We start from the raw sequence: 17,208 nt of genomic DNA on the forward strand, positions 1-17,208 counted from the left end.
CTTTATCTTTTTAAGATCACCTGTTTACATTGTAAGTTTTCAAATCAATATAAACAATATATAATTTAGATAAAACTAATCTAATTTTGATATATATAGATGGAGGATGCCTATGGAACTGCGTCAATTACGCTATTTTATGGAAGTTGCAAAAAGAGAACACGTATCTGAGGCGGCAGAATATCTGCATGTAGCTCAATCAGCGATCAGCCGTCAAATCGCGAATCTGGAGTCTGAGCTAGGTGTTAGTTTATTCAAACGCGAAGGAAGAAATGTCAAGTTAACAGCAATAGGAAAAGTCTTTCTTGAGCATACGGAGACGGCTATGAAAGCTATTGACTATGCGAAAGAACAAATTGATGAATACCTGGATCCTGAAAGAGGAACGATTAAAATCGGATTTCCAACAAGCCTTGCTAGTCACCTTCTTCCTACTATTATATCAGCCTTTAAAGAAGAACACCCAAATGTTGCTTTTCATCTTAGACAAGGTTCGTATAAATTTTTAATTGAATCGGTTAAAAAAAGAGATATTAATATCGCTTTTTTAGGCCCTGTACCTGTAGAGGACCAGAGTATAGAAGGGCATATTCTATTCACTGAAAATCTTTTAGCCCTTGTTCCTTCTCATCATCCGCTCGCTGAACGGGATAACATTCGGCTGCGGGATTTAAGAAATGAAGATTTTGTGCTATTTCCAAAAGGATTCATTTTACATAAAATGGCCTTTGACGCTTGCAAACAAGCAGGATTCATGCCCAATATTTCATCTGAAGGAGAAGATTTAGATGCGATTAAAGGTCTTGTATCCGCAGGAATCGGCGTCACGCTTCTTCCTGAAAGCACAGTGTCTGAAACGACTCCTCGTTTTACAACTAAACTTCCTATTCATACGCCGCAGCTTCAGCGTACAGTCGGGATGATTATTCCTCGAAATCGTGATTTAGCACCTTCTGATAAAATTTTTTATAAGTTTGTCAAAACCTTTTTTGAACGGTTGGAGCAGTATAAATAAGAGAGGCCCCCTGCCTCTCTTATTCTTTGCTTTATACACTATTCCTCAGCTGATCAATTGTATAAATAGATCTTCTTCCCCTAAAGCTAACAGGCATTGACGCTTACCGGACTCTTTCTTATACTGAAGTAACTGACTAAAAAGAAACAAGGTGACTGCTATGGATTTTAAAATTAATTTTTTATCATTTTACGTAATACAAGTAGAAGGAAAAGAAGAACAAGCTTCTAAACAATATAAGCATTTTCAAACGCTTGATACAGAAGAATATGAAGAAAGTTCCATCAAAGATTTTTTAGACGGTGAATTTAAAAAAATTGTAAAGCGCAAAGTAGAGCGACACCCCAAAGCAGAACAAGTGCCTACAAAGCTCGGGTATTTTATAGTTGAACCAGGACACGCTCTCGACTCAAACCCTAATTATAATTTATTTCACCGCACTCGTTTTGCCACAACCAAAGAAGAATTTGAAGAAAATAGCGAACAGTTTATCAATGCATACCTTGATACTGCAGCCGTTCGAGGAGGAGCATTTTTAGTTGTATCTGCTGTTCCAAGAAAATATTTTGATCATGCTTTTGTGTTTATTTTAAAATGTGACTTCGAACCAAAAGTGGCTTCAATTTCAGATGAATCAACCCTTATTCGTCACGTAGAAATGGCGATTACTACTAAAAACATGAAATCTATTCAATACCCATACATGCCTGAAGAAGGCATGGTCGAAGAAAGCGAACTTGTCATCCATCAAGCGTCTCACGCCCGTTATTTTGAAGACTTTTTGAAATTCATTGACTACAATGAGCCGATGCCTGAGATTATGAAAACACAAGTGATGGATATGGTGCGTGAACACGTCAGCGAAACGTTTGAAGCAGAAAGCGTAGAACTTGAACAGTTTGAATCGGACATGGAACTGTGGGCAACAAGTGAAAAGCGTGAGCTTCAAGAACGTTTAGATACGCATCAAGTCATGGAAGCTGCTGCTCATATCGTCGAGCATACGCCTGATGCAGAGTTAAAAATGAAGCTTGGTGAAACAGAGATTAAGGGACTGTTAGCTGATTTCGGGGAAAATATTCACTTAGCGAAAGTGAATGGACGCTACGTAGCTGTAATTGAAGCCGAATCGATTCTGTTTGAAAAAGGCGCGTCTCCGATTGAGTTTCATAAGCCCGATGATTTGCACGGAATTATTGAGAAAATCAGCAGTAAGAAATGGGAAGAATAAATAAAAGCCAGAGAGTACAACATAGCTCTCTGGCTTTTATTTAACTGAAAAACCAGCTCTATTTATCCACCTTAATTCTCTACTAATTGGCTCACGGAAACATTTTGTTCATTTTCTGGCTGACCTAGCGGATAAATTCTTACCATATCATTTTCTTCGCTTACATGTTGAATATAAACGGCCGTATCGTTATACGTAACGTTAGCCATAACGGGTGAATCAGCAATTTGTTTTGCTCGCTGCTTGTCCACGTTTCTTCCCCCCTCTATGCTGATATACATATAAGGTTTGTTTAAAGAATAGATGCTATTCGCCCCCTAGAGCAGTTCTACCGTTTTTTAGCGGTGCGGTAGCCAAGGTAAAAAACGAAAGAAGTATAGGTAATGAATGCAACTCCAGCCAGCAAGAGCATTTTGTGATGATGCCAAAGGGCCGCATATGTTTTGATGAAGATTCCCTTTGTAAGTAAAATATATTGATACACAATAAAAGCAACCACTAAAGCAAGAAACAGCACTCGAAACAAACGAATGAAATCAATGTTAGATAAAGTGGAAGCAGCTTTTACCCAGGGCGATGCAGGAGGCTGCGCTTTTTTAGTGCTTCGGCTCTTCGACTTTTGTTTCTTTGCAGGCGGAGCTTTTGATTCTTCTATTTTAGGTGCTGGTTTTTGTTTTCCTTGAGCCATTAGTCACTTTCCCTCTTTCTTAAATAAAGTGTCTAAAAAAGAAGCTTTTCTATTTTGCATATTCAAGAAGAGACCGGCTATCTCCTTTTGACTTTTAAAAATACTTTCCTTTTTTAAATACAGAATGTCTTTAGGTATGTGCCTATAGCATTTTTCTTATCTTCGCATACGTTATATCGTGTTTGATTTGAAATTACTATGTAAAAGGAGCGGTGCCCTAATGAACCCTTATTATTTCAACTCTGGATACATTCCTCAGCAAGTTGATTACTCAGTTCAACAATACTATCCCCCTTACGTACCACAGCATGAAGAATACGATGAAAGACAGCAGCTTCAAAATCTTGGAGGATTTGAACGAAGAATTCGTGCCCTTGAGAGACAAAATGAGGAGCAAGTCAGAGAAATTACTCGTTTAAATCGCGTTGTGGAGCGACATACTGATCGTATAAACAGATTAAATCAGCGCTTACGCAATGTAGAAAGAAGACTTAACATTCCATTTACAGCAAGCCAGGACGGATTTTAAACTCACCTTAAGCATTCCCGTTTCTTTTGAGCGAGAATGCTTTTTTACATGTCTTCCGTCGTTTTTGATAGCACAAAGGATATTTGAATAAACTTTACATAAAATAAAATTTGACTATGAAAAAGAAAAGGAGAAAATCACATGAAATCCCCTGTTGTTATTTGTCCTAACTGTCATTCTCAAAAAGAGCTTGCTACCGTTTTAACTGCTCAGTCCAATCAAAACGTTATCTACACATGCTCAGCTTGCGGCTATAAGCTGACAAACATTAAAACAAGCAAAGGATAATTAGTATCTCTCACCTCACTTAGTACCTATACTCAATACGTTCTTCTGTCCATATACAAAAATTAACGTTTACGTAAATGTTATTAATTTTGTATACTGATAGTATTATGGGAAAGGGAGTTGAAGAAGTTGAAGTTTAAAATGAAGGAACGCGGGCAGCTGCATTTGAGTCCCGAAGGAAAACAATTAATTTTAGACTTGTACGAATCAAATATGATGGAATCTGTAAATGAAGCTTTGGATGCTGAAACAAGAAGCTTTCACAGTGGAAAAGCCGATGGGATACAGGCTATTTTACTTCTTTTAGGGGTACAGCTAGAAGAAAACACTTCACAATCGTAAATCAATGCCCTATAAAAACCGTAAAAGCAGACGCACTCTTCTGGTGAATGCGCCTGCTTTTTATAATTCTTCCTGCTCAAATTTTACAATTGCAGTCTTAGCACGATCTCTCAGTGACAGAAGGTCAGACTCTACTTTTAAGATATTTTTCTTTTTCTGTTCAATCAGCTTGAGCTGTTCTTCTACCGTATGTAACACTTGCTCTAACTTTTCTTTTTGTTGACTTGTTCCTTTCACTTGCCTATAATCCATCTTTTGTATTTCAAGAGTATCACTTAAAGCAAGAAATTCCTGTAATTCTTGAAGTGAAAAACCCATGACTTCTTTGGCATTCGTAATTTTCTTTAAAAATTCTACATGTTCTTCGGTGTACAGACGAAATCCACCTTCACTTCTTGGAGGTGCTGGCATCAGTCCAATTTGTTCATAATAACGAATCGTACGTTTTGTTAAACCGCTTTGCTTCGCCACATCATCTATTTTTAGTTCACTCATTTTTAAATCCCCTTTAATCAATTCACAATGTCAACTTTTCGTACTTGTTACTATTATACACTAACGCTAGATATCTCAAAACAAATCTGAACAGCTGTACACTTATTTAAAAATAAATAAGCAATTTCTTTACCCTTTTTTAGAGTAAAAAAATTGCTTATACAGTATATGCTGGGTTCTTTTCTCTAAAACCTTATCATAAATGCCGTTTTTGTTAATTTACGATTTAGCATACAAATTAATAAATTTGTGTTTGAGAGTTCTTATTTCTATCCATTAAATGTTTATTAACCTGTATGTAGCCTTCTCTTTCTGTACTAGCCCCGCCTGCGCTGAGTACACCGATAGCCACGCATGCTATCCAACCTAATTTCATTATAACAGAAAGCGCTTACATAATAAAGTGTTATGCTTTAATTTCTAAAAAGTTATAAATAAAATCAGCAGGTCTTTTTCCACTTCCTGCTGATTTGTTAAATAGAACCGGCACGATACAGCTTTATCAAACAGTAAATAGTTCGTCTTAATAAGCTACTTTATAAATCAAAAACCGTTCATATGGGTTTTTACGATCCAACTCTGGCAGCATTACCTCTTCTTTTAAAATGAAAGAAGGATGTTTTTCGAGGTGATGAAGATAATCCTCCGAACTATAATACAAAATCAAATCAATCTCGCGTTTATTCTCTTCCCACGAAAGCAAAATATTGTTCACTACTTGGATAAAAATTTGAACTGAAAAAGGATTAAAAAAATAAAAGCAGTTGTCTAGCGGATGAATCTTATATTCTTGGGCTAAACAACATTGAAAATGAATATGATGTTTGCGGCCCTTGGCTTTTTTTAAATAGCGCCTCTGATTATCTATGGCCTGCTCATAAAAGTGCTCGTTCATTTCTACCCCTACAGCGGTGGCATTGCACAGGTAGTTCACATAAAAATTTAGCCTTCCTTTTCCACACCCGAAGTCGACAATTCTATCGCGGCTTGTTAGCTCATACTGAGTGAAAAGTGTTTCTAATGCACTATAAGGCGTGGGTTCATAACGATGGTAATGAAATGAATCATTGAATCCCTTTTGTTCTCCCGTTGTTTTTATATTTAATAAAGCGTCATAATATTGCTCATTCATGGCCAATCTCCTGTTTATAGTTGTTGAAAAAGAGAAGGACAGATGTCCTTCTCTTTTTTCTCACTCTACTTTCACACGCATTTCTGATATTTTAAGACCAATCTCTTCAATTAACTGCACAGCTTCCGCTCGTTTTTGATCATCTAATGTGCTGATTCCCCGTACGTCTACGCTTTTTAAATATCGATAAGAGGCTTTAAGACGTTCTAGGGTATCTTCTTGGTCAAATGTTTTCATCATTATCTCCTCCAGTATATGTAGTTACTATATGTATACCACAAACATGTCCGTAATAAATCTAACCTGTTTAATAAATACTAAACGTATCTGACTTATCTAAGAGGAAATGCACTTCTAATAGCTGATATATACTCAAAAAATTCCTGGGTTTTCGAATTTTTACGTTCATTTCTCGTGTTAGTTGCAAAAAAAGCTTCTCTTTGGGCTTTACTTATCTCAATTTGCACACCCATCCGCCTAGCTGTTTTATTGGTTATATTTCTAGGGCTTGTACCGGAAAACGGGTCTTGATCTGATAAAATTTCTGTACTAAAACCTTTGGAAATAAGCGCTTCATACACTTTGGATCTTAATGCCTTGTCAGCACCGCCGATTTTAGTGTGTTTTTCACTTTTATCATTGTATCCATGAAAAGATACGGCATAGTCTTCTTTCGATATAATAGTTAGCGCATGAGGTTCATCAAAATGAGTGGAGGTGATATGAAGATCGGCATTTCCTGATTTCTTTAACCCTTCAAATATATAGTACGAGTATTCGTTTCCTGCTAGCCCAACAGCAAGTTCGGTTGTTCCAGTTTCGATACCTCCGCCGTGTATCGCGAGCATAATAATGTTAGAAGGTCTGATTTCGAATTGAATTTTGTAGTCTTGGTTATATACTTCATGAGAGGCAAGTTCAGAGAAGCTAGCATATTTATCTGGCATCATATATCCTCCTTGTGAATAAGACATAGTAAATAAACTTATTAGTTCTTTCTTTAATGTACCACATCTTTTCTTTCATCACATACTATGTGATTGCAATTACCAATAAATATGGTACGATTAAGTTCGAGTTTCTTGCTCGTTAAAAGTTCACCAGATAGTCAAAATTTTCATTTTTAAGCCCTCCATTTTTATCTTATAATAAAGGATGTACTTATTTTTAATTGGTAATTCGACATTATTCTTTGTTTTTTTAAAAAGTTCAAGGAATGTTAACAAATTTTACGAGCAACCTTGATGTAATTACGATATTTTTTTGTTAAAATAGTTTAGTTGATTAATAAAGATTAGGTTTATTCATTTAGGAATAAGCTCAAAAAGGAGAATTGCTGTGAAAAATACCGAAGTTATCACAAAGGAATCACTTCCTATCAATCAGTATTTTTCCCGGGAAGTAATCAGTGCTATTATAAAAACTGGGATTATTAAATCGAACTCACTAGGAATGGTTGCTGGGCTTTGTCTCGCAATTGCTGTTAATGACTTAAGCTTTGTGACACAAATTCCTATCATTATTTTGGCTTTAATTGGGACATCCTTTGTCGTAGGAGGAGCTGGGGCAGTTAATAACTTCTATGACCGTGATATTGATGCGATCATGAAACGTACGAAAGACAGACCGACGGTAACAGGAGCCGTCAACCCTAAATTTGCTCTATGGTTAGGACTGGCTTTATTTGTTATCGGTGTAGGCATTTTATTTTTAGTTTCTAACATGGCCGCCATTATGGGTATTTTAGGATTTTTCTTTTATGTAGTGCCTTATACTATGCTTACAAAACGTACAACTATTTATAATACCGAAGTCGGAAGTATTTCTGGAGCTATGCCTCCAATCATTGGCTGGGCCGCTATTTCACCAGACTTATTTCATCCGGTAGCCATTGGATTGTTTGTATTTATGTTTTTATGGCAGCCTCCTCACTTCTACGCTATTGCGATTAGAAGACTTGAGGAATATAAAGCCGCAGGTGTACCAATGCTTCCTGTAGTAAAAGGTATCCGTCGTTCCAAAGTCCAAACGCTTGTATATCTAGTTATTTTACTAGCGGCATCTTTCTTATTTTTGTCGTTTAGTAAAATTATCGCATTTACAATGTTCGGTTTAACACTAGTGTGGATGCTTCTTGGGATTGTTGGATTTAAAAAATTAGAAGATACAAAATGGGCTACTTTAATGTTTGTGTTCTCATTGAACCATCTTACGATTATTTTTGCCCTTATGATTATACTGTCATTTTTTAAATAATAAACTTTCAAAAGCAGGTAGCTATCAGCTACCTGCTTTTATACTAGATACATCTTTTGCTTTAAGCGAAATCATTCCTCCGTACCTTGCCGAAACTGCTCCAGCTAACGCGTTAGCAAACATTGTGTACTGCTTCTGTGACTCCTCACTTTCAGGTAATCCTTTTTCGTGAACACACCATAAAATTCCTGCCATAAACGCATCACCCGCTCCCGTCGTGTCTATTACCTGCACTCCATTTGCACTCACATGAAGCGTTTGATTTGCAGTAACGGCTACTGCGCCATTTTCTCCCTGAGTCACCCATACGTACGGAATATGATACGCTCTCAGTTTTTCTAGACTTTCTGTCAGGTCTGCTGAATTCATCAAAAATAGGAGCTCATCTTGAGAGATTTTCAAAATGTCTGTTTCGGACAAAAACGGTGTCACGATATTTCTACATGCTACTTCACTTTCCCATCTTTTCATTCGAATATTTGGATCAAACGCTACAAGCATACGATGTTTTTTTGCGAGCTTCACAGCTTCTTTTGTAGTTTCCTGGGAAATCGGATGAAACAACGTACCTGATCCAAAATAAAAAATCGCTGCCTGCTCAAATATAGCTTCCTGCAGCTCATGTTTACACACTTGCTCATGAGGTGTAGAATCTATGTAGGAATGGAAGTAACGATCTCCTTCTTTACTTTTATGTACATACACTTCACAAACTTTTTTAATCTCCGATATTACACAGCCGCTTTGATTCACTCCTTCAATTAAAAGGTTTTTTCTTACAAAATCACTTGTTTCATCACTGCCCAACTTGCAGATATAATATGCTTTTGCTCCTAACTTCTGAACTCCGACTGCTACATTAACGGTTGTGCCTCCTAAAAAAGAGTCAAAGCTGGTGTTAAATTCGTTTTTAGCGATATAATCAATAAATGCCTCACCGTATGAAATAATTCCTTTTTTCAAGTTAATCCTCACCTTCTTTCTTCTGTCTCCCAACGCATTTGACACATACACACGCTTTTCCTCTGCTTTCTAAAGGAATTTGTTTAAATAGATCAGGGGTAAAAACTTTCTGCATACACCAACACTTTTCTATTTCTCTACCTTGTACAGAAGCACAGTTATTTCTCTCTCCGCAGATAGGGCATCTGCTATCATCGCCTGAAAATGCCATGAATTCATCTCCTTTTTTCTATGCAGTTGTATAGATTATCTTTATTAGTATACAAGAGGTGGTTAAAATGCGCTTTCTGCTTTCTATTTTTTGATATTTTCGTTTTCAACTTCTTTTATTCTTGATACTATACATATAAAGGAAATAACATATTGCGAAAGGAGCCTTTATGACGACACATTTATTTCACCAAAAACCCCTTGCTACATGGATGCATGAATATCCTTTATTAACACCTTTAATCAATAAACAGGAAATACTTTGGATAAATCCTTATATAAAACCTGCTCAAGAAGCACTTTCTTCTCTTTCTTTACATACCAAAGATATAAAAGATGCAAAAGAACGTCTTTCTCGCTTTTCTTCTTTTCTTCAAATCGCTTTTCCGGAGCTGAAAGCATCAAAAGGAATCATTGAATCACCTCTTCAAGAAATTGCATACATGAAAGACTATTTAAATCAACAAATGAATAACATGCTGCAAGGAAAATTACTGATGAAATGCGATCATGATCTTCCCATATCAGGTTCTATTAAAGCAAGAGGCGGCATTTATGAAGTATTAAAATTTGCTGAAAGTCTTGCTATCAAAGAAGGACTGCTTACCGAGGAAGACAGCTACGCTCTTCTAGCTGAAGACCGATGTAAAAAGTTATTTTCTTCTTATTCTATTGCAGTAGGATCTACGGGTAATTTAGGTTTAAGCATTGGTATTATGAGCGCTACTCTCGGCTTTAACGTCACCGTCCATATGTCAGCGGACGCTAAAAAATGGAAAAAAGATCTGCTTCGTTCTAAAGGTGTAACCGTTATTGAATATCAGTCTGACTACGGAAAAGCCGTGGAAGAAGGACGAAAGCAAGCCGAAGCAGACCCCGCCTGTCATTTTATTGACGATGAGCAGTCTAGAGATTTATTTCTCGGTTATTCCGTCGCTGCTTTACGTTTGAAAAAGCAGCTAGCCGAGCTGCGGATTCAAGTAGACGCCGAACACCCTTTATTTGTCTATTTACCTTGCGGAGTGGGCGGAGGTCCTGGCGGTATTACGTTTGGATTAAAAGCAATATACGGTGATCACGTTCACTGCTTTTTTGCTGAACCTACTCACTCTCCTTGCATGCTGCTTGGATTAATGACCGAGCTGCATGATGGCATTTCCGTTACGGATATTGGACTTGATAACGCAACAGCTGCCGATGGACTAGCTGTAGGAAGGCCATCTAGCTTTGTAGGCGAAACGATAAAATCGCTTATTAGCGGAATTTATACCGTAGAAGATGATCAGCTTTTCCGATTTATTTATGAGCTAGCCAATCGTGAAAATATGTATATAGAACCTTCAGCAGCAGCTGGTCTACAAGGACCTCTCCACCTGATGAAAAACGGGTCTTCCTATATACAAGCGCAAGGACTAGAAAACGATATGTCAAAAGCTACTCACCTTGTATGGTCAACTGGAGGCAGTATGGTGCCAGTTGAAGTGATGAATAGCTATTACGAGCAAGGGAAAAAATTTAATGAATAGATAACGTCAAAAGGCATGGAGAACAATGATGTTCTTCATGCCTTTTTAGACGAAGTAACTTGCAGAAAGATAGGATGCCAAATCTCAAATGGAAAATATCCCGACTTATAGCTGCCGCTTGTACCCATAGTTGCAATTTTTATTTTTCTGTATCCTTTTTTCCATAAAAAGGTGCCTGCAAACACCTCAATTTCTTCTATTTTCTTTTTTCTAATAATCGTTGTTTTTCGTGTTAAAAACTGCGATCGAATACTGACAAATACATCGTTCATCATTAAGCCGCCTTGACGATAGCCGCCCCAGTGAATAAGTACGTATACAAGGCATAGCACAGCAATAATCCACACAAACATGGATTTCCAAAAGCTGATGCCAATCCCTGCCGCGGCAAATAACAAGACCGGTACTAGTAATGGATACCACGCATATTGAATTGCTGTATTTCTTGGACACTTTATATATTCATAGTGCGGCACATATACCTTCATTAACGCTGCAATCTTTTTTTGCTGGATAAACGGGTGCAAATAGACCTTTTCTTTTAAATCAGAGGTTACGACGTTTAACGAAACGGAAGACCATCCAAATAAGCGTCGAACCAACCCTTCCTCTATCGTAACAGCCTGTATTTTATGAAAAGGAATCGTAAGGGATTTCTTATTTAACAGTCCGTATTTAATATGTAGATAATGATCGTAGCGTTCTACGGTAAAACCACCAAATCGTATCACATATAAAACGATAGACAGCAAATAAGCAAGCACCACAATTACAGCCACTAATACAAATAAACCAAGCATCGATTGATGAATCACTTCTTCGTAAGCTGTCTTCACCCAGCGGTTGATATACGTATCAATATACTGATAGAGAAAACCAAGAGCAGCAAATATATAGCCAAAATTCCCGGAAAACGCAGCAGCTAACGCCAGCTGTTTCACCGACACTTTCATCGTACGTTCAGGACTTTTTTCTGTTATTTCCGGCTGACTCCCTGACAGCTTTAATGTATCTTTAAGATGGTGCGCTTCTTTTAGTGAAATACCAGATAAATCAATTTCAGCATCCGTACCGCTGCTGGCCGTGTCAATACGAAGCCGGGCTAAGCGAAGAATTCTAAAAATAAACGGCTGATCTAACTGAATCGATTGGATGCGATTTCGTTGAATAAATCGTTTTTCTTTTTTAAAAATCCCTTTATACAGACGCACTTCCGTTTCCGTTACTTCATAACGAAATTCCTTCCAAGTAAAAAAAGCAAATAAAGCGACTACGCCTCCCGCTAATAGCGTTGCCCACCAATATGTAAACAACAGGTGCCGATTGACGATAAATACAAACACAAAAGGCAGGATATTATTTTTTATATGTTCAATAAATGCTATTGCAATATATAACGGATGCAGCCGCTTACTCATCTTCATCATCTACCTCTGCTAGTCTAGCAATATATTCTCGCAGTGCTTCAGCATCTCTTTGTACAAGTGCAGGAATTTCAACGCTTCCAGCTGCTGTGATGATTTTAACAGATGCCAAGTCAAATTTTCGAAAAATTGGCCCTGTCAACGTTTCAACGTGCTGCACTTTCACAAGCGGAATTTTCGTATGATACCAGATGAATAGCCCTCTTTGTACATCAATTTGAGTATCTGTGACTTCATATGAATATACATTCATATATACATTTGGAGCTATAATTGTATATATGATAAAGCTCACGACTAATAGTCCAGCTGATATCCATCCAATAATTGACCACCAATCAAAAAAATGAACGAGTAGAAAATAACCCGCTGTTGCAAGAAGCCACAGGCTATGCGTAAAAATGGATTGCCAGCGCATTGCTTTTTTAGCTTCGAGGGGCAATTTGCCCTTTAAATGTTCAAACTCCATAAAAACTCCTTTCTCTACCTTTTTTACTATTTCTATTACTATATTACGTTAAAAAAGGAAAAAAGTTTCATAGTTTGCTATTTTCTTATTATTTTTTGATAAAAAACAAACAAGGCTGCCTATTTCGAGGCAGCCTTGTTTATTATCGATAAACGCCGTCTTTCTCTCCGTGTACAACAGCTGCTCTTTCAACTGCTTCAGATACTGCTTCATGTACAGCTAGATTAAGAGGATGAGGAACTAAATCGCCTGGACGCGTTGAATTCGCAATGGCTTCAGCTGCAGCTACCAGCATCGTATGCGTAATATCGCGCACCCCCGCATTTAACACTCCTCTGAAAATACCTGGGAAGCCAAGTACATTATTCACTGACCTTCCGTCAGTAGCGTAAATAGCTCCTGCTTCAAGAGCATCTTCAGGTTCAATTTCTGGCTTTGGATTAGAAAGTGCTAGAATGATTTGGCCTTTTCGGATCCATTCTTTTTGTATTAAGCCAGGTACACCTGTTGTCGCAATAACAATATCGCAGTTCTCCATAAGCTCTTCTAATGAATCCGCTACTTTTCCACCGTAGCTGACTAAGCGCTCATTCGCTTCAGGAGACTTATCAGCTCCTATCACCTGTTTGACACCGTAAGCCATGAACATTCTGCAAGTAGCGATGCCGGCAGCTCCTAAGCCAATCTGCCCTACTTTAGCTTCTTTCAAATTCACACCTGTGCTGCGGCAAGCTGAAATAGCTGCTGCTAGTGTCACCACCGCTGTTCCGTGCTGATCATCATGCATAACTGGAATATCGAGCTCTTCTTTTAAACGTTCTTCAATTTCAAAGCAGTGAGGCGACCCTATATCTTCTAGTAAAATACCGCCAAATCCCGGTGAAATATTTTTAACCGTTTGAATGATTTCTTCCGGCTCATTTACATTCAATAAAATAGGGATAGCGTTTACATTGGCAAGTTGATCAAATAACGCAGCTTTTCCTTCCATAACGGGCATTCCTGCAACGGGACCAATATTTCCTAATCCTAGTATAGCGGTACCATCTGTTACAATCGCAACCGTGTTTCCAATGCTCGTGTAAATTTTAGCTTTATCAGGCTGTTCTTGAATAGCACGGCAAACGTTTGCTACACCCGGTGTATATACTCTTCTTAAGTCAGCGATCGACTCAATTTTCATTTTGCTTTTCATTTGAATTTTACCGCCTTCATGCGCATGAAGAACTTCATCTGATACTGTATGTAAAGTAATGCCTTCTAAACTGCGAACCGCTTCAAGCAATTCCTCAAGCTGGTCTTCACTTTCTACTTGAACCGTAATGCTTCTCATGGTGTAATTATGTCCTACTTTAACGGTTTCAACCTCCCCAATATCTCCTCCAACATTTCCAATAGCTGTCGCTACTCTTCCTAAGTTTCCCGGTACGGTCGGTGTTTGTACCATTAATGTGCGTATTAAATTGTTCATCATATCCCCATATCCCCCTTGTCCTAATCCTGCAAGTACGTATGCTTACTAAACGAAACGTTTAAAACAGTCAAATTCCCTATAAGTTCATGTTATCTACTTATCTTACAAGTAGATCTATACGTACTGTCTTTTCCATTAAAAGAAAAAGCAAAAGATAACGCTTTCAAACAGACGTTTCGCTTTGATTATAAGCAAAGTTTTTAGAATAATCAAGCGATGACATTGTGAAAATTCATAAATTATTAAGAAGGAATTTGTTCTTCACAAACAGAAAAGACTTATATAGAGAAGAAACAAAGGAGTGAATCAATTGAAATCAATTTGTGTGTTTGCAGGATCAAGCGCTGGAATAAAAACAGAATATAAAGAGGCCGCCGTCTCGCTAGGGCGCTACATGGCCCAAAAAAACTACCGGCTGATTTACGGAGGCTCACGAATGGGCCTGATGGGAGAAGTCGCAAATGAAATGCTTCAGCATGGAGGCGAAGTCATCGGCATTATGCCCCGCGGTTTGTTTAGCGGTGAAATTGTTCATACCGCGCTGACAGAACTCATCGAAGTAGAGAGCATGCATGAGCGAAAGGCAACTATGCACGAGTTAGCTGATGGTTATATTGCGCTTCCTGGAGGTTTCGGGACATTTGAAGAGTTGTTTGAAGCTCTTTGCTGGGCTCAAATTGGTATACATAAAAAACCAGTAGGGCTATTAAATGTGAACGGCTACTACAACCCGCTTATGCAAATGGTTCAGCATGCCGTAGATGAAGGGTTTTCTACGGATTCTGCTATTCGTCTCATCAACATTTCTGATACTCCCGAGCAGCTTATCTCTTCAATGGACACTTACACGTCCCCTTCAGAGGACCAAAAATGGAACACTGAACGCTAAAAAGCAAGCGCATAATTTGCGCTCGCTTTTCAAGCGTTATCAAAAGCAATTTCATATTTTTTTACGCCAAAAACAAAAGGGCTGTCTATTGGCTTTAAAGACTGATTCTCAACTTTTAAAAACTCGCCTTTCTCTAGTAACTTAGTAAAAGCAATTTTCCCTTCCATTCTTGCAAGCGGTGCCCCTAAGCAAAAATGGATGCCAAACCCAAAGCTCACGTGAGGATTTGTTTTACGATGCACGACAAAAGTGTCAGGACGTTCAAACTTAGCTGAATCTCTATTTGCACTTGCTGCCCAGCTAATTACCTGCTGCCCTTTTTTAATCTTACACTCTCCAAGTTCTACATCTTCAGCAGCTATGCGTCCAATCGCTTGAATAGGAGGATAATAGCGAAGCGTTTCTTCCACCAGGTTCGGCACTAGCGATATGTCTTGACGAACTTCATTCTGCACGTCTACGTCTTCTGTCATATACCGGACTCCGTTCGTAATTAAGTTTGTGGTTGTTTCATTGCCTGCTACTAGTAATAAAATACAAAATCCCAGTACTTCCCCTTCTGTTAATTTCTCGCCGTCAATTTCTGCTTCTAAAAGCAGCGAAATGAGATCTTCTTGTTTATTTTGCTGACGCTCAGCGATAATTTCTTTAAAATACCCTTGTAAAAAAAGCATGCCTTCATTACGCTTTTGCATCATTTTTGCAAAAGCTTCGTCTGAATTATTTTCAGCACCGCTCACTAAATCATCAGAGTACTTTTTAAACAGTGCTCGATCTTGTATAGGTACCCCTAGCAGCTCTGCTATTACAATAATCGGGAGTGGTCCAGCAAAGTCTTCTACTATATCAAACTGTTTTTTACTGCTCACTTCATTTAATAAATAATCTGCAATCTCTTCAATATGACCCTCTAAGTGCTGAATAGCTCTTGGCGTAAACGCTTTGTTTACTAAGTTTCGTAACTTTGTATGTTTTGGAGGGTCCATCATTAAAATACTTTCTTGGCCCTCTTCCATTGCTCGTTTGGACGAAAAAAGCGATGGTTTTTTTAAAATATATTTTACTGTTTCATAATCAAATACATCCCAGCAGTTTCGGCTTTTATCGTAACGAATAGGTGCCTCCTGACGAAGACTATTATAAATATCAAATGGATAAAGCTGCTGTTCAACGGATTGGATTTCTTGCATAGGAATCAAATTAGCATAGCGATTTTCTCTTTTTACTGCTTTTGAATTCATCTCTTATTCCTTCTTTCGTTTAAAAGTGACCTCGTTAAGTTTTTTAATCTTCTACAGATGAAAAGAATTTTTTTCCATATTTATATCTTTTGATCAGACTATCACAAGGTTTTTTCACTTTCAACGGACATAATAAGAAAATTTTGTCAATTATACAGAAGACTTATTTTATTTAAGGTCTAAATCAGTGATTTTTTTACATTTTTCCAGTTCGTTTATCTTATTTCATAATAATTACATAGATGGTTACACTACAAATAAGTACGCAAGAAAGTAGGGATCTCATGTGATAGATGCCCTTATCTGGGGTGGTGTCTCAGGCTCAGCTGTATTAATTGGAGCTATTATAGCTATTTTTGTACCTTTAAAAAAACAGTTGACCGCTTATATTATGGCTTTTGGCACGGGCGTTTTGTTAGGAGCTGCTGCTTACGAGCTCATTCAAGATTCGGTAAAAGAAGCGGGAATCATTGCTTCTTCTTTAGGCTTTTTAACAGGCGCAGCTCTTTTTACTCTTCTTGACATCTCTTTAGCTAAAAAAGGCGCTCACAAAAGAAAACGTTCGGACCACCTTGTCCCAGCTAGCTCGGGACTAGCCATTTTTATTGGTACCATTATGGATGCTATACCTGAGTCACTGATGATTGGCGCAAGTTTGATTGAACAGCACCACGTTAGCTGGCTGCTTGTTGTTTCTATTTTTATCAGCAATATACCCGAAGGAATCTCCGGGACAAGCGGACTACTTAAAAGCCAATATAAGCAAAAGAAAATTTTTTCATTATGGCTTTCTGTCTTCTTTATATCGGCTCTTTGTTCTTGGATTGGATATCTATTTCTTCAAAATGCTACCCCAAACATGATGGGTTTTATTGCCTCATTCGCCGGGGGTGGAATTGTGTCAATGGTTGCTTCTACGATGTTGCCGGAAGCTTTTGAAGAAGGTGGCCCTGTTATTGGTTTTATTGCTTCATTAGGGTTATTAACTTCTATTATTTTGGATTATCTGTCTTTTTAATGAATAAACTTATATTTT

At 37.8% G+C, this 17,208-nt stretch carries 21 protein-coding genes; 9 read left to right on the top strand and 12 right to left on the bottom strand.

Annotated features, from left to right (window positions below):
- The first annotated feature begins 112 nt into the window (after window positions 1–112).
- Both gltC and MMB69_RS14305 read left to right on the top strand, forming a co-directional pair.
- Window positions 113–1,015, top strand: coding sequence for a glutamate biosynthesis transcriptional regulator GltC (gene gltC / locus MMB69_RS14300; protein WP_013056801.1), 903 nt, complete (start codon window positions 113–115; stop codon window positions 1,013–1,015).
- Between the two features lie 160 nt (window positions 1,016–1,175).
- Complete coding sequence (locus MMB69_RS14305) at window positions 1,176–2,246, top strand: DUF3900 domain-containing protein (protein WP_208756400.1); 1,071 nt, start codon at window positions 1,176–1,178, stop codon at window positions 2,244–2,246.
- A 71-nt stretch (window positions 2,247–2,317) separates the two neighbouring features.
- Here MMB69_RS14305 and MMB69_RS14310 read toward each other — a convergent pair whose 3' ends face one another.
- A complete protein-coding gene (locus MMB69_RS14310) occupies window positions 2,318–2,497 on the bottom strand; it encodes an H-type small acid-soluble spore protein (RefSeq protein ID WP_043982127.1) in 180 nt (59 codons plus the stop codon).
- Between the two features lie 77 nt (window positions 2,498–2,574).
- Window positions 2,575–2,934 carry a hypothetical protein gene (locus MMB69_RS14315; protein ID WP_221782858.1) on the bottom strand — a complete coding sequence of 120 codons (360 nt, stop codon included), beginning with the start codon at window positions 2,932–2,934 and terminating at the stop codon, window positions 2,575–2,577.
- 220 nt (window positions 2,935–3,154) lie between these two features.
- Here MMB69_RS14315 and MMB69_RS14320 point away from each other — a divergent pair, with 220 nt between their 5' ends.
- From MMB69_RS14320 to MMB69_RS14330, 3 genes are all read left to right on the top strand, one after another.
- A complete protein-coding gene (locus MMB69_RS14320; RefSeq protein ID WP_014460362.1) occupies window positions 3,155–3,463 on the top strand; it encodes a hypothetical protein in 309 nt (102 codons plus the stop codon).
- A gap of 141 nt (window positions 3,464–3,604) precedes the next feature.
- Window positions 3,605–3,751, top strand: a complete 147-nt coding sequence (locus tag MMB69_RS14325) for a hypothetical protein (protein WP_013056796.1) — start codon at window positions 3,605–3,607, stop codon at window positions 3,749–3,751.
- 129 nt (window positions 3,752–3,880) lie between these two features.
- Complete coding sequence (locus MMB69_RS14330; RefSeq protein WP_013056795.1) at window positions 3,881–4,093, top strand: hypothetical protein; 213 nt, start codon at window positions 3,881–3,883, stop codon at window positions 4,091–4,093.
- A gap of 60 nt (window positions 4,094–4,153) precedes the next feature.
- Here MMB69_RS14330 and MMB69_RS14335 read toward each other — a convergent pair whose 3' ends face one another.
- From MMB69_RS14335 to MMB69_RS14350, 4 genes are all read right to left on the bottom strand, one after another.
- Window positions 4,154–4,588, bottom strand: coding sequence for a MerR family transcriptional regulator (locus tag MMB69_RS14335; protein ID WP_221782856.1), 435 nt, complete (start codon window positions 4,586–4,588; stop codon window positions 4,154–4,156).
- A gap of 523 nt (window positions 4,589–5,111) precedes the next feature.
- Window positions 5,112–5,720 carry a methyltransferase gene (locus tag MMB69_RS14340; RefSeq protein WP_221782855.1) on the bottom strand — a complete coding sequence of 203 codons (609 nt, stop codon included), beginning with the start codon at window positions 5,718–5,720 and terminating at the stop codon, window positions 5,112–5,114.
- A gap of 60 nt (window positions 5,721–5,780) precedes the next feature.
- On the bottom strand, window positions 5,781–5,960 hold the full coding sequence (locus MMB69_RS14345; RefSeq protein ID WP_133177156.1) for a hypothetical protein: 180 nt from the start codon (window positions 5,958–5,960) through the stop codon (window positions 5,781–5,783).
- A gap of 92 nt (window positions 5,961–6,052) precedes the next feature.
- Window positions 6,053–6,667, bottom strand: a complete 615-nt coding sequence (locus MMB69_RS14350) for a poly-gamma-glutamate hydrolase family protein (protein ID WP_269871326.1) — start codon at window positions 6,665–6,667, stop codon at window positions 6,053–6,055.
- A gap of 391 nt (window positions 6,668–7,058) precedes the next feature.
- On the opposite strand from MMB69_RS14350, the gene cyoE reads away from it, so the two are divergent.
- Complete coding sequence (gene cyoE / locus MMB69_RS14355) at window positions 7,059–7,976, top strand: heme o synthase (protein WP_013056789.1); 918 nt, start codon at window positions 7,059–7,061, stop codon at window positions 7,974–7,976.
- Window positions 7,977–8,000: 24 nt separating this feature from the next.
- Here cyoE and MMB69_RS14360 read toward each other — a convergent pair whose 3' ends face one another.
- Together MMB69_RS14360 and MMB69_RS14365 are read right to left on the bottom strand one after the other, a co-directional pair.
- Window positions 8,001–8,939 (bottom strand): carbohydrate kinase family protein, encoded by a 939-nt coding sequence (locus MMB69_RS14360; protein WP_221782851.1) that lies wholly within the window; start codon window positions 8,937–8,939, stop codon window positions 8,001–8,003.
- A gap of 1 nt (window position 8,940) precedes the next feature.
- Window positions 8,941–9,150, bottom strand: a complete 210-nt coding sequence (locus MMB69_RS14365) for a cysteine-rich CWC family protein (protein ID WP_221782849.1) — start codon at window positions 9,148–9,150, stop codon at window positions 8,941–8,943.
- 169 nt (window positions 9,151–9,319) lie between these two features.
- On the opposite strand from MMB69_RS14365, the gene MMB69_RS14370 reads away from it, so the two are divergent.
- A complete protein-coding gene (locus MMB69_RS14370) occupies window positions 9,320–10,675 on the top strand; it encodes a D-serine ammonia-lyase (protein WP_221782847.1) in 1,356 nt (451 codons plus the stop codon).
- A gap of 35 nt (window positions 10,676–10,710) precedes the next feature.
- Here the strand turns inward: MMB69_RS14370 and MMB69_RS14375 are convergent, their stop codons facing one another.
- The 3 genes from MMB69_RS14375 to MMB69_RS14385 form a co-directional block, all read right to left on the bottom strand.
- On the bottom strand, window positions 10,711–12,093 hold the full coding sequence (locus MMB69_RS14375; RefSeq protein WP_260506600.1) for a PH domain-containing protein: 1,383 nt from the start codon (window positions 12,091–12,093) through the stop codon (window positions 10,711–10,713).
- Complete coding sequence (locus MMB69_RS14380; RefSeq protein ID WP_013056785.1) at window positions 12,086–12,568, bottom strand: PH domain-containing protein; 483 nt, start codon at window positions 12,566–12,568, stop codon at window positions 12,086–12,088. The genes MMB69_RS14375 and MMB69_RS14380 overlap by 8 nt, the downstream gene beginning before the upstream one ends.
- 142 nt (window positions 12,569–12,710) lie before the next feature.
- Window positions 12,711–14,042 carry an NAD-dependent malic enzyme gene (locus MMB69_RS14385; protein ID WP_014460373.1) on the bottom strand — a complete coding sequence of 444 codons (1,332 nt, stop codon included), beginning with the start codon at window positions 14,040–14,042 and terminating at the stop codon, window positions 12,711–12,713.
- 310 nt (window positions 14,043–14,352) lie between these two features.
- Here MMB69_RS14385 and MMB69_RS14390 point away from each other — a divergent pair, with 310 nt between their 5' ends.
- Window positions 14,353–14,931 carry an LOG family protein gene (locus MMB69_RS14390; protein WP_029321425.1) on the top strand — a complete coding sequence of 193 codons (579 nt, stop codon included), beginning with the start codon at window positions 14,353–14,355 and terminating at the stop codon, window positions 14,929–14,931.
- Window positions 14,932–14,960: 29 nt separating this feature from the next.
- On the opposite strand, the gene MMB69_RS14395 is transcribed toward MMB69_RS14390, so the two are convergent.
- On the bottom strand, window positions 14,961–16,172 hold the full coding sequence (locus tag MMB69_RS14395) for a cytochrome P450 (protein WP_221782842.1): 1,212 nt from the start codon (window positions 16,170–16,172) through the stop codon (window positions 14,961–14,963).
- A gap of 286 nt (window positions 16,173–16,458) precedes the next feature.
- Between MMB69_RS14395 and MMB69_RS14400 the strand changes: the two genes are divergently transcribed.
- On the top strand, window positions 16,459–17,190 hold the full coding sequence (locus MMB69_RS14400) for a ZIP family metal transporter (protein WP_221782840.1): 732 nt from the start codon (window positions 16,459–16,461) through the stop codon (window positions 17,188–17,190).
- Window positions 17,191–17,208: the final 18 nt, after the last annotated feature.

Source organism: Priestia sp. P5, from assembly GCF_029522155.1.
Taxonomy (GTDB): domain Bacteria; phylum Bacillota; class Bacilli; order Bacillales; family Bacillaceae_H; genus Priestia; species Priestia megaterium_E.

Coding starts and splice junctions, on each gene's coding strand:
- gltC (WP_013056801.1), top strand. CDS start 113: ATGGAACTGCGTCAATTACGCTATTTTATGGAAGTTGCAAAAAGAGAA.
- MMB69_RS14305 (WP_208756400.1), top strand. CDS start 1,176: ATGGATTTTAAAATTAATTTTTTATCATTTTACGTAATACAAGTAGAA.
- MMB69_RS14315 (WP_221782858.1), bottom strand. CDS start 2,934: ATGGCTCAAGGAAAACAAAAACCAGCACCTAAAATAGAAGAATCAAAA.
- MMB69_RS14320 (WP_014460362.1), top strand. CDS start 3,155: ATGAACCCTTATTATTTCAACTCTGGATACATTCCTCAGCAAGTTGAT.
- MMB69_RS14325 (WP_013056796.1), top strand. CDS start 3,605: ATGAAATCCCCTGTTGTTATTTGTCCTAACTGTCATTCTCAAAAAGAG.
- MMB69_RS14335 (WP_221782856.1), bottom strand. CDS start 4,588: ATGAGTGAACTAAAAATAGATGATGTGGCGAAGCAAAGCGGTTTAACA.
- MMB69_RS14340 (WP_221782855.1), bottom strand. CDS start 5,720: ATGAATGAGCAATATTATGACGCTTTATTAAATATAAAAACAACGGGA.
- MMB69_RS14345 (WP_133177156.1), bottom strand. CDS start 5,960: ATGATGAAAACATTTGACCAAGAAGATACCCTAGAACGTCTTAAAGCC.
- MMB69_RS14350 (WP_269871326.1), bottom strand. CDS start 6,667: ATGCCAGATAAATATGCTAGCTTCTCTGAACTTGCCTCTCATGAAGTA.
- MMB69_RS14365 (WP_221782849.1), bottom strand. CDS start 9,150: ATGGCATTTTCAGGCGATGATAGCAGATGCCCTATCTGCGGAGAGAGA.
- MMB69_RS14370 (WP_221782847.1), top strand. CDS start 9,320: ATGACGACACATTTATTTCACCAAAAACCCCTTGCTACATGGATGCAT.
- MMB69_RS14375 (WP_260506600.1), bottom strand. CDS start 12,093: ATGAGTAAGCGGCTGCATCCGTTATATATTGCAATAGCATTTATTGAA.
- MMB69_RS14380 (WP_013056785.1), bottom strand. CDS start 12,568: ATGGAGTTTGAACATTTAAAGGGCAAATTGCCCCTCGAAGCTAAAAAA.
- MMB69_RS14385 (WP_014460373.1), bottom strand. CDS start 14,042: ATGATGAACAATTTAATACGCACATTAATGGTACAAACACCGACCGTA.
- MMB69_RS14395 (WP_221782842.1), bottom strand. CDS start 16,172: ATGAATTCAAAAGCAGTAAAAAGAGAAAATCGCTATGCTAATTTGATT.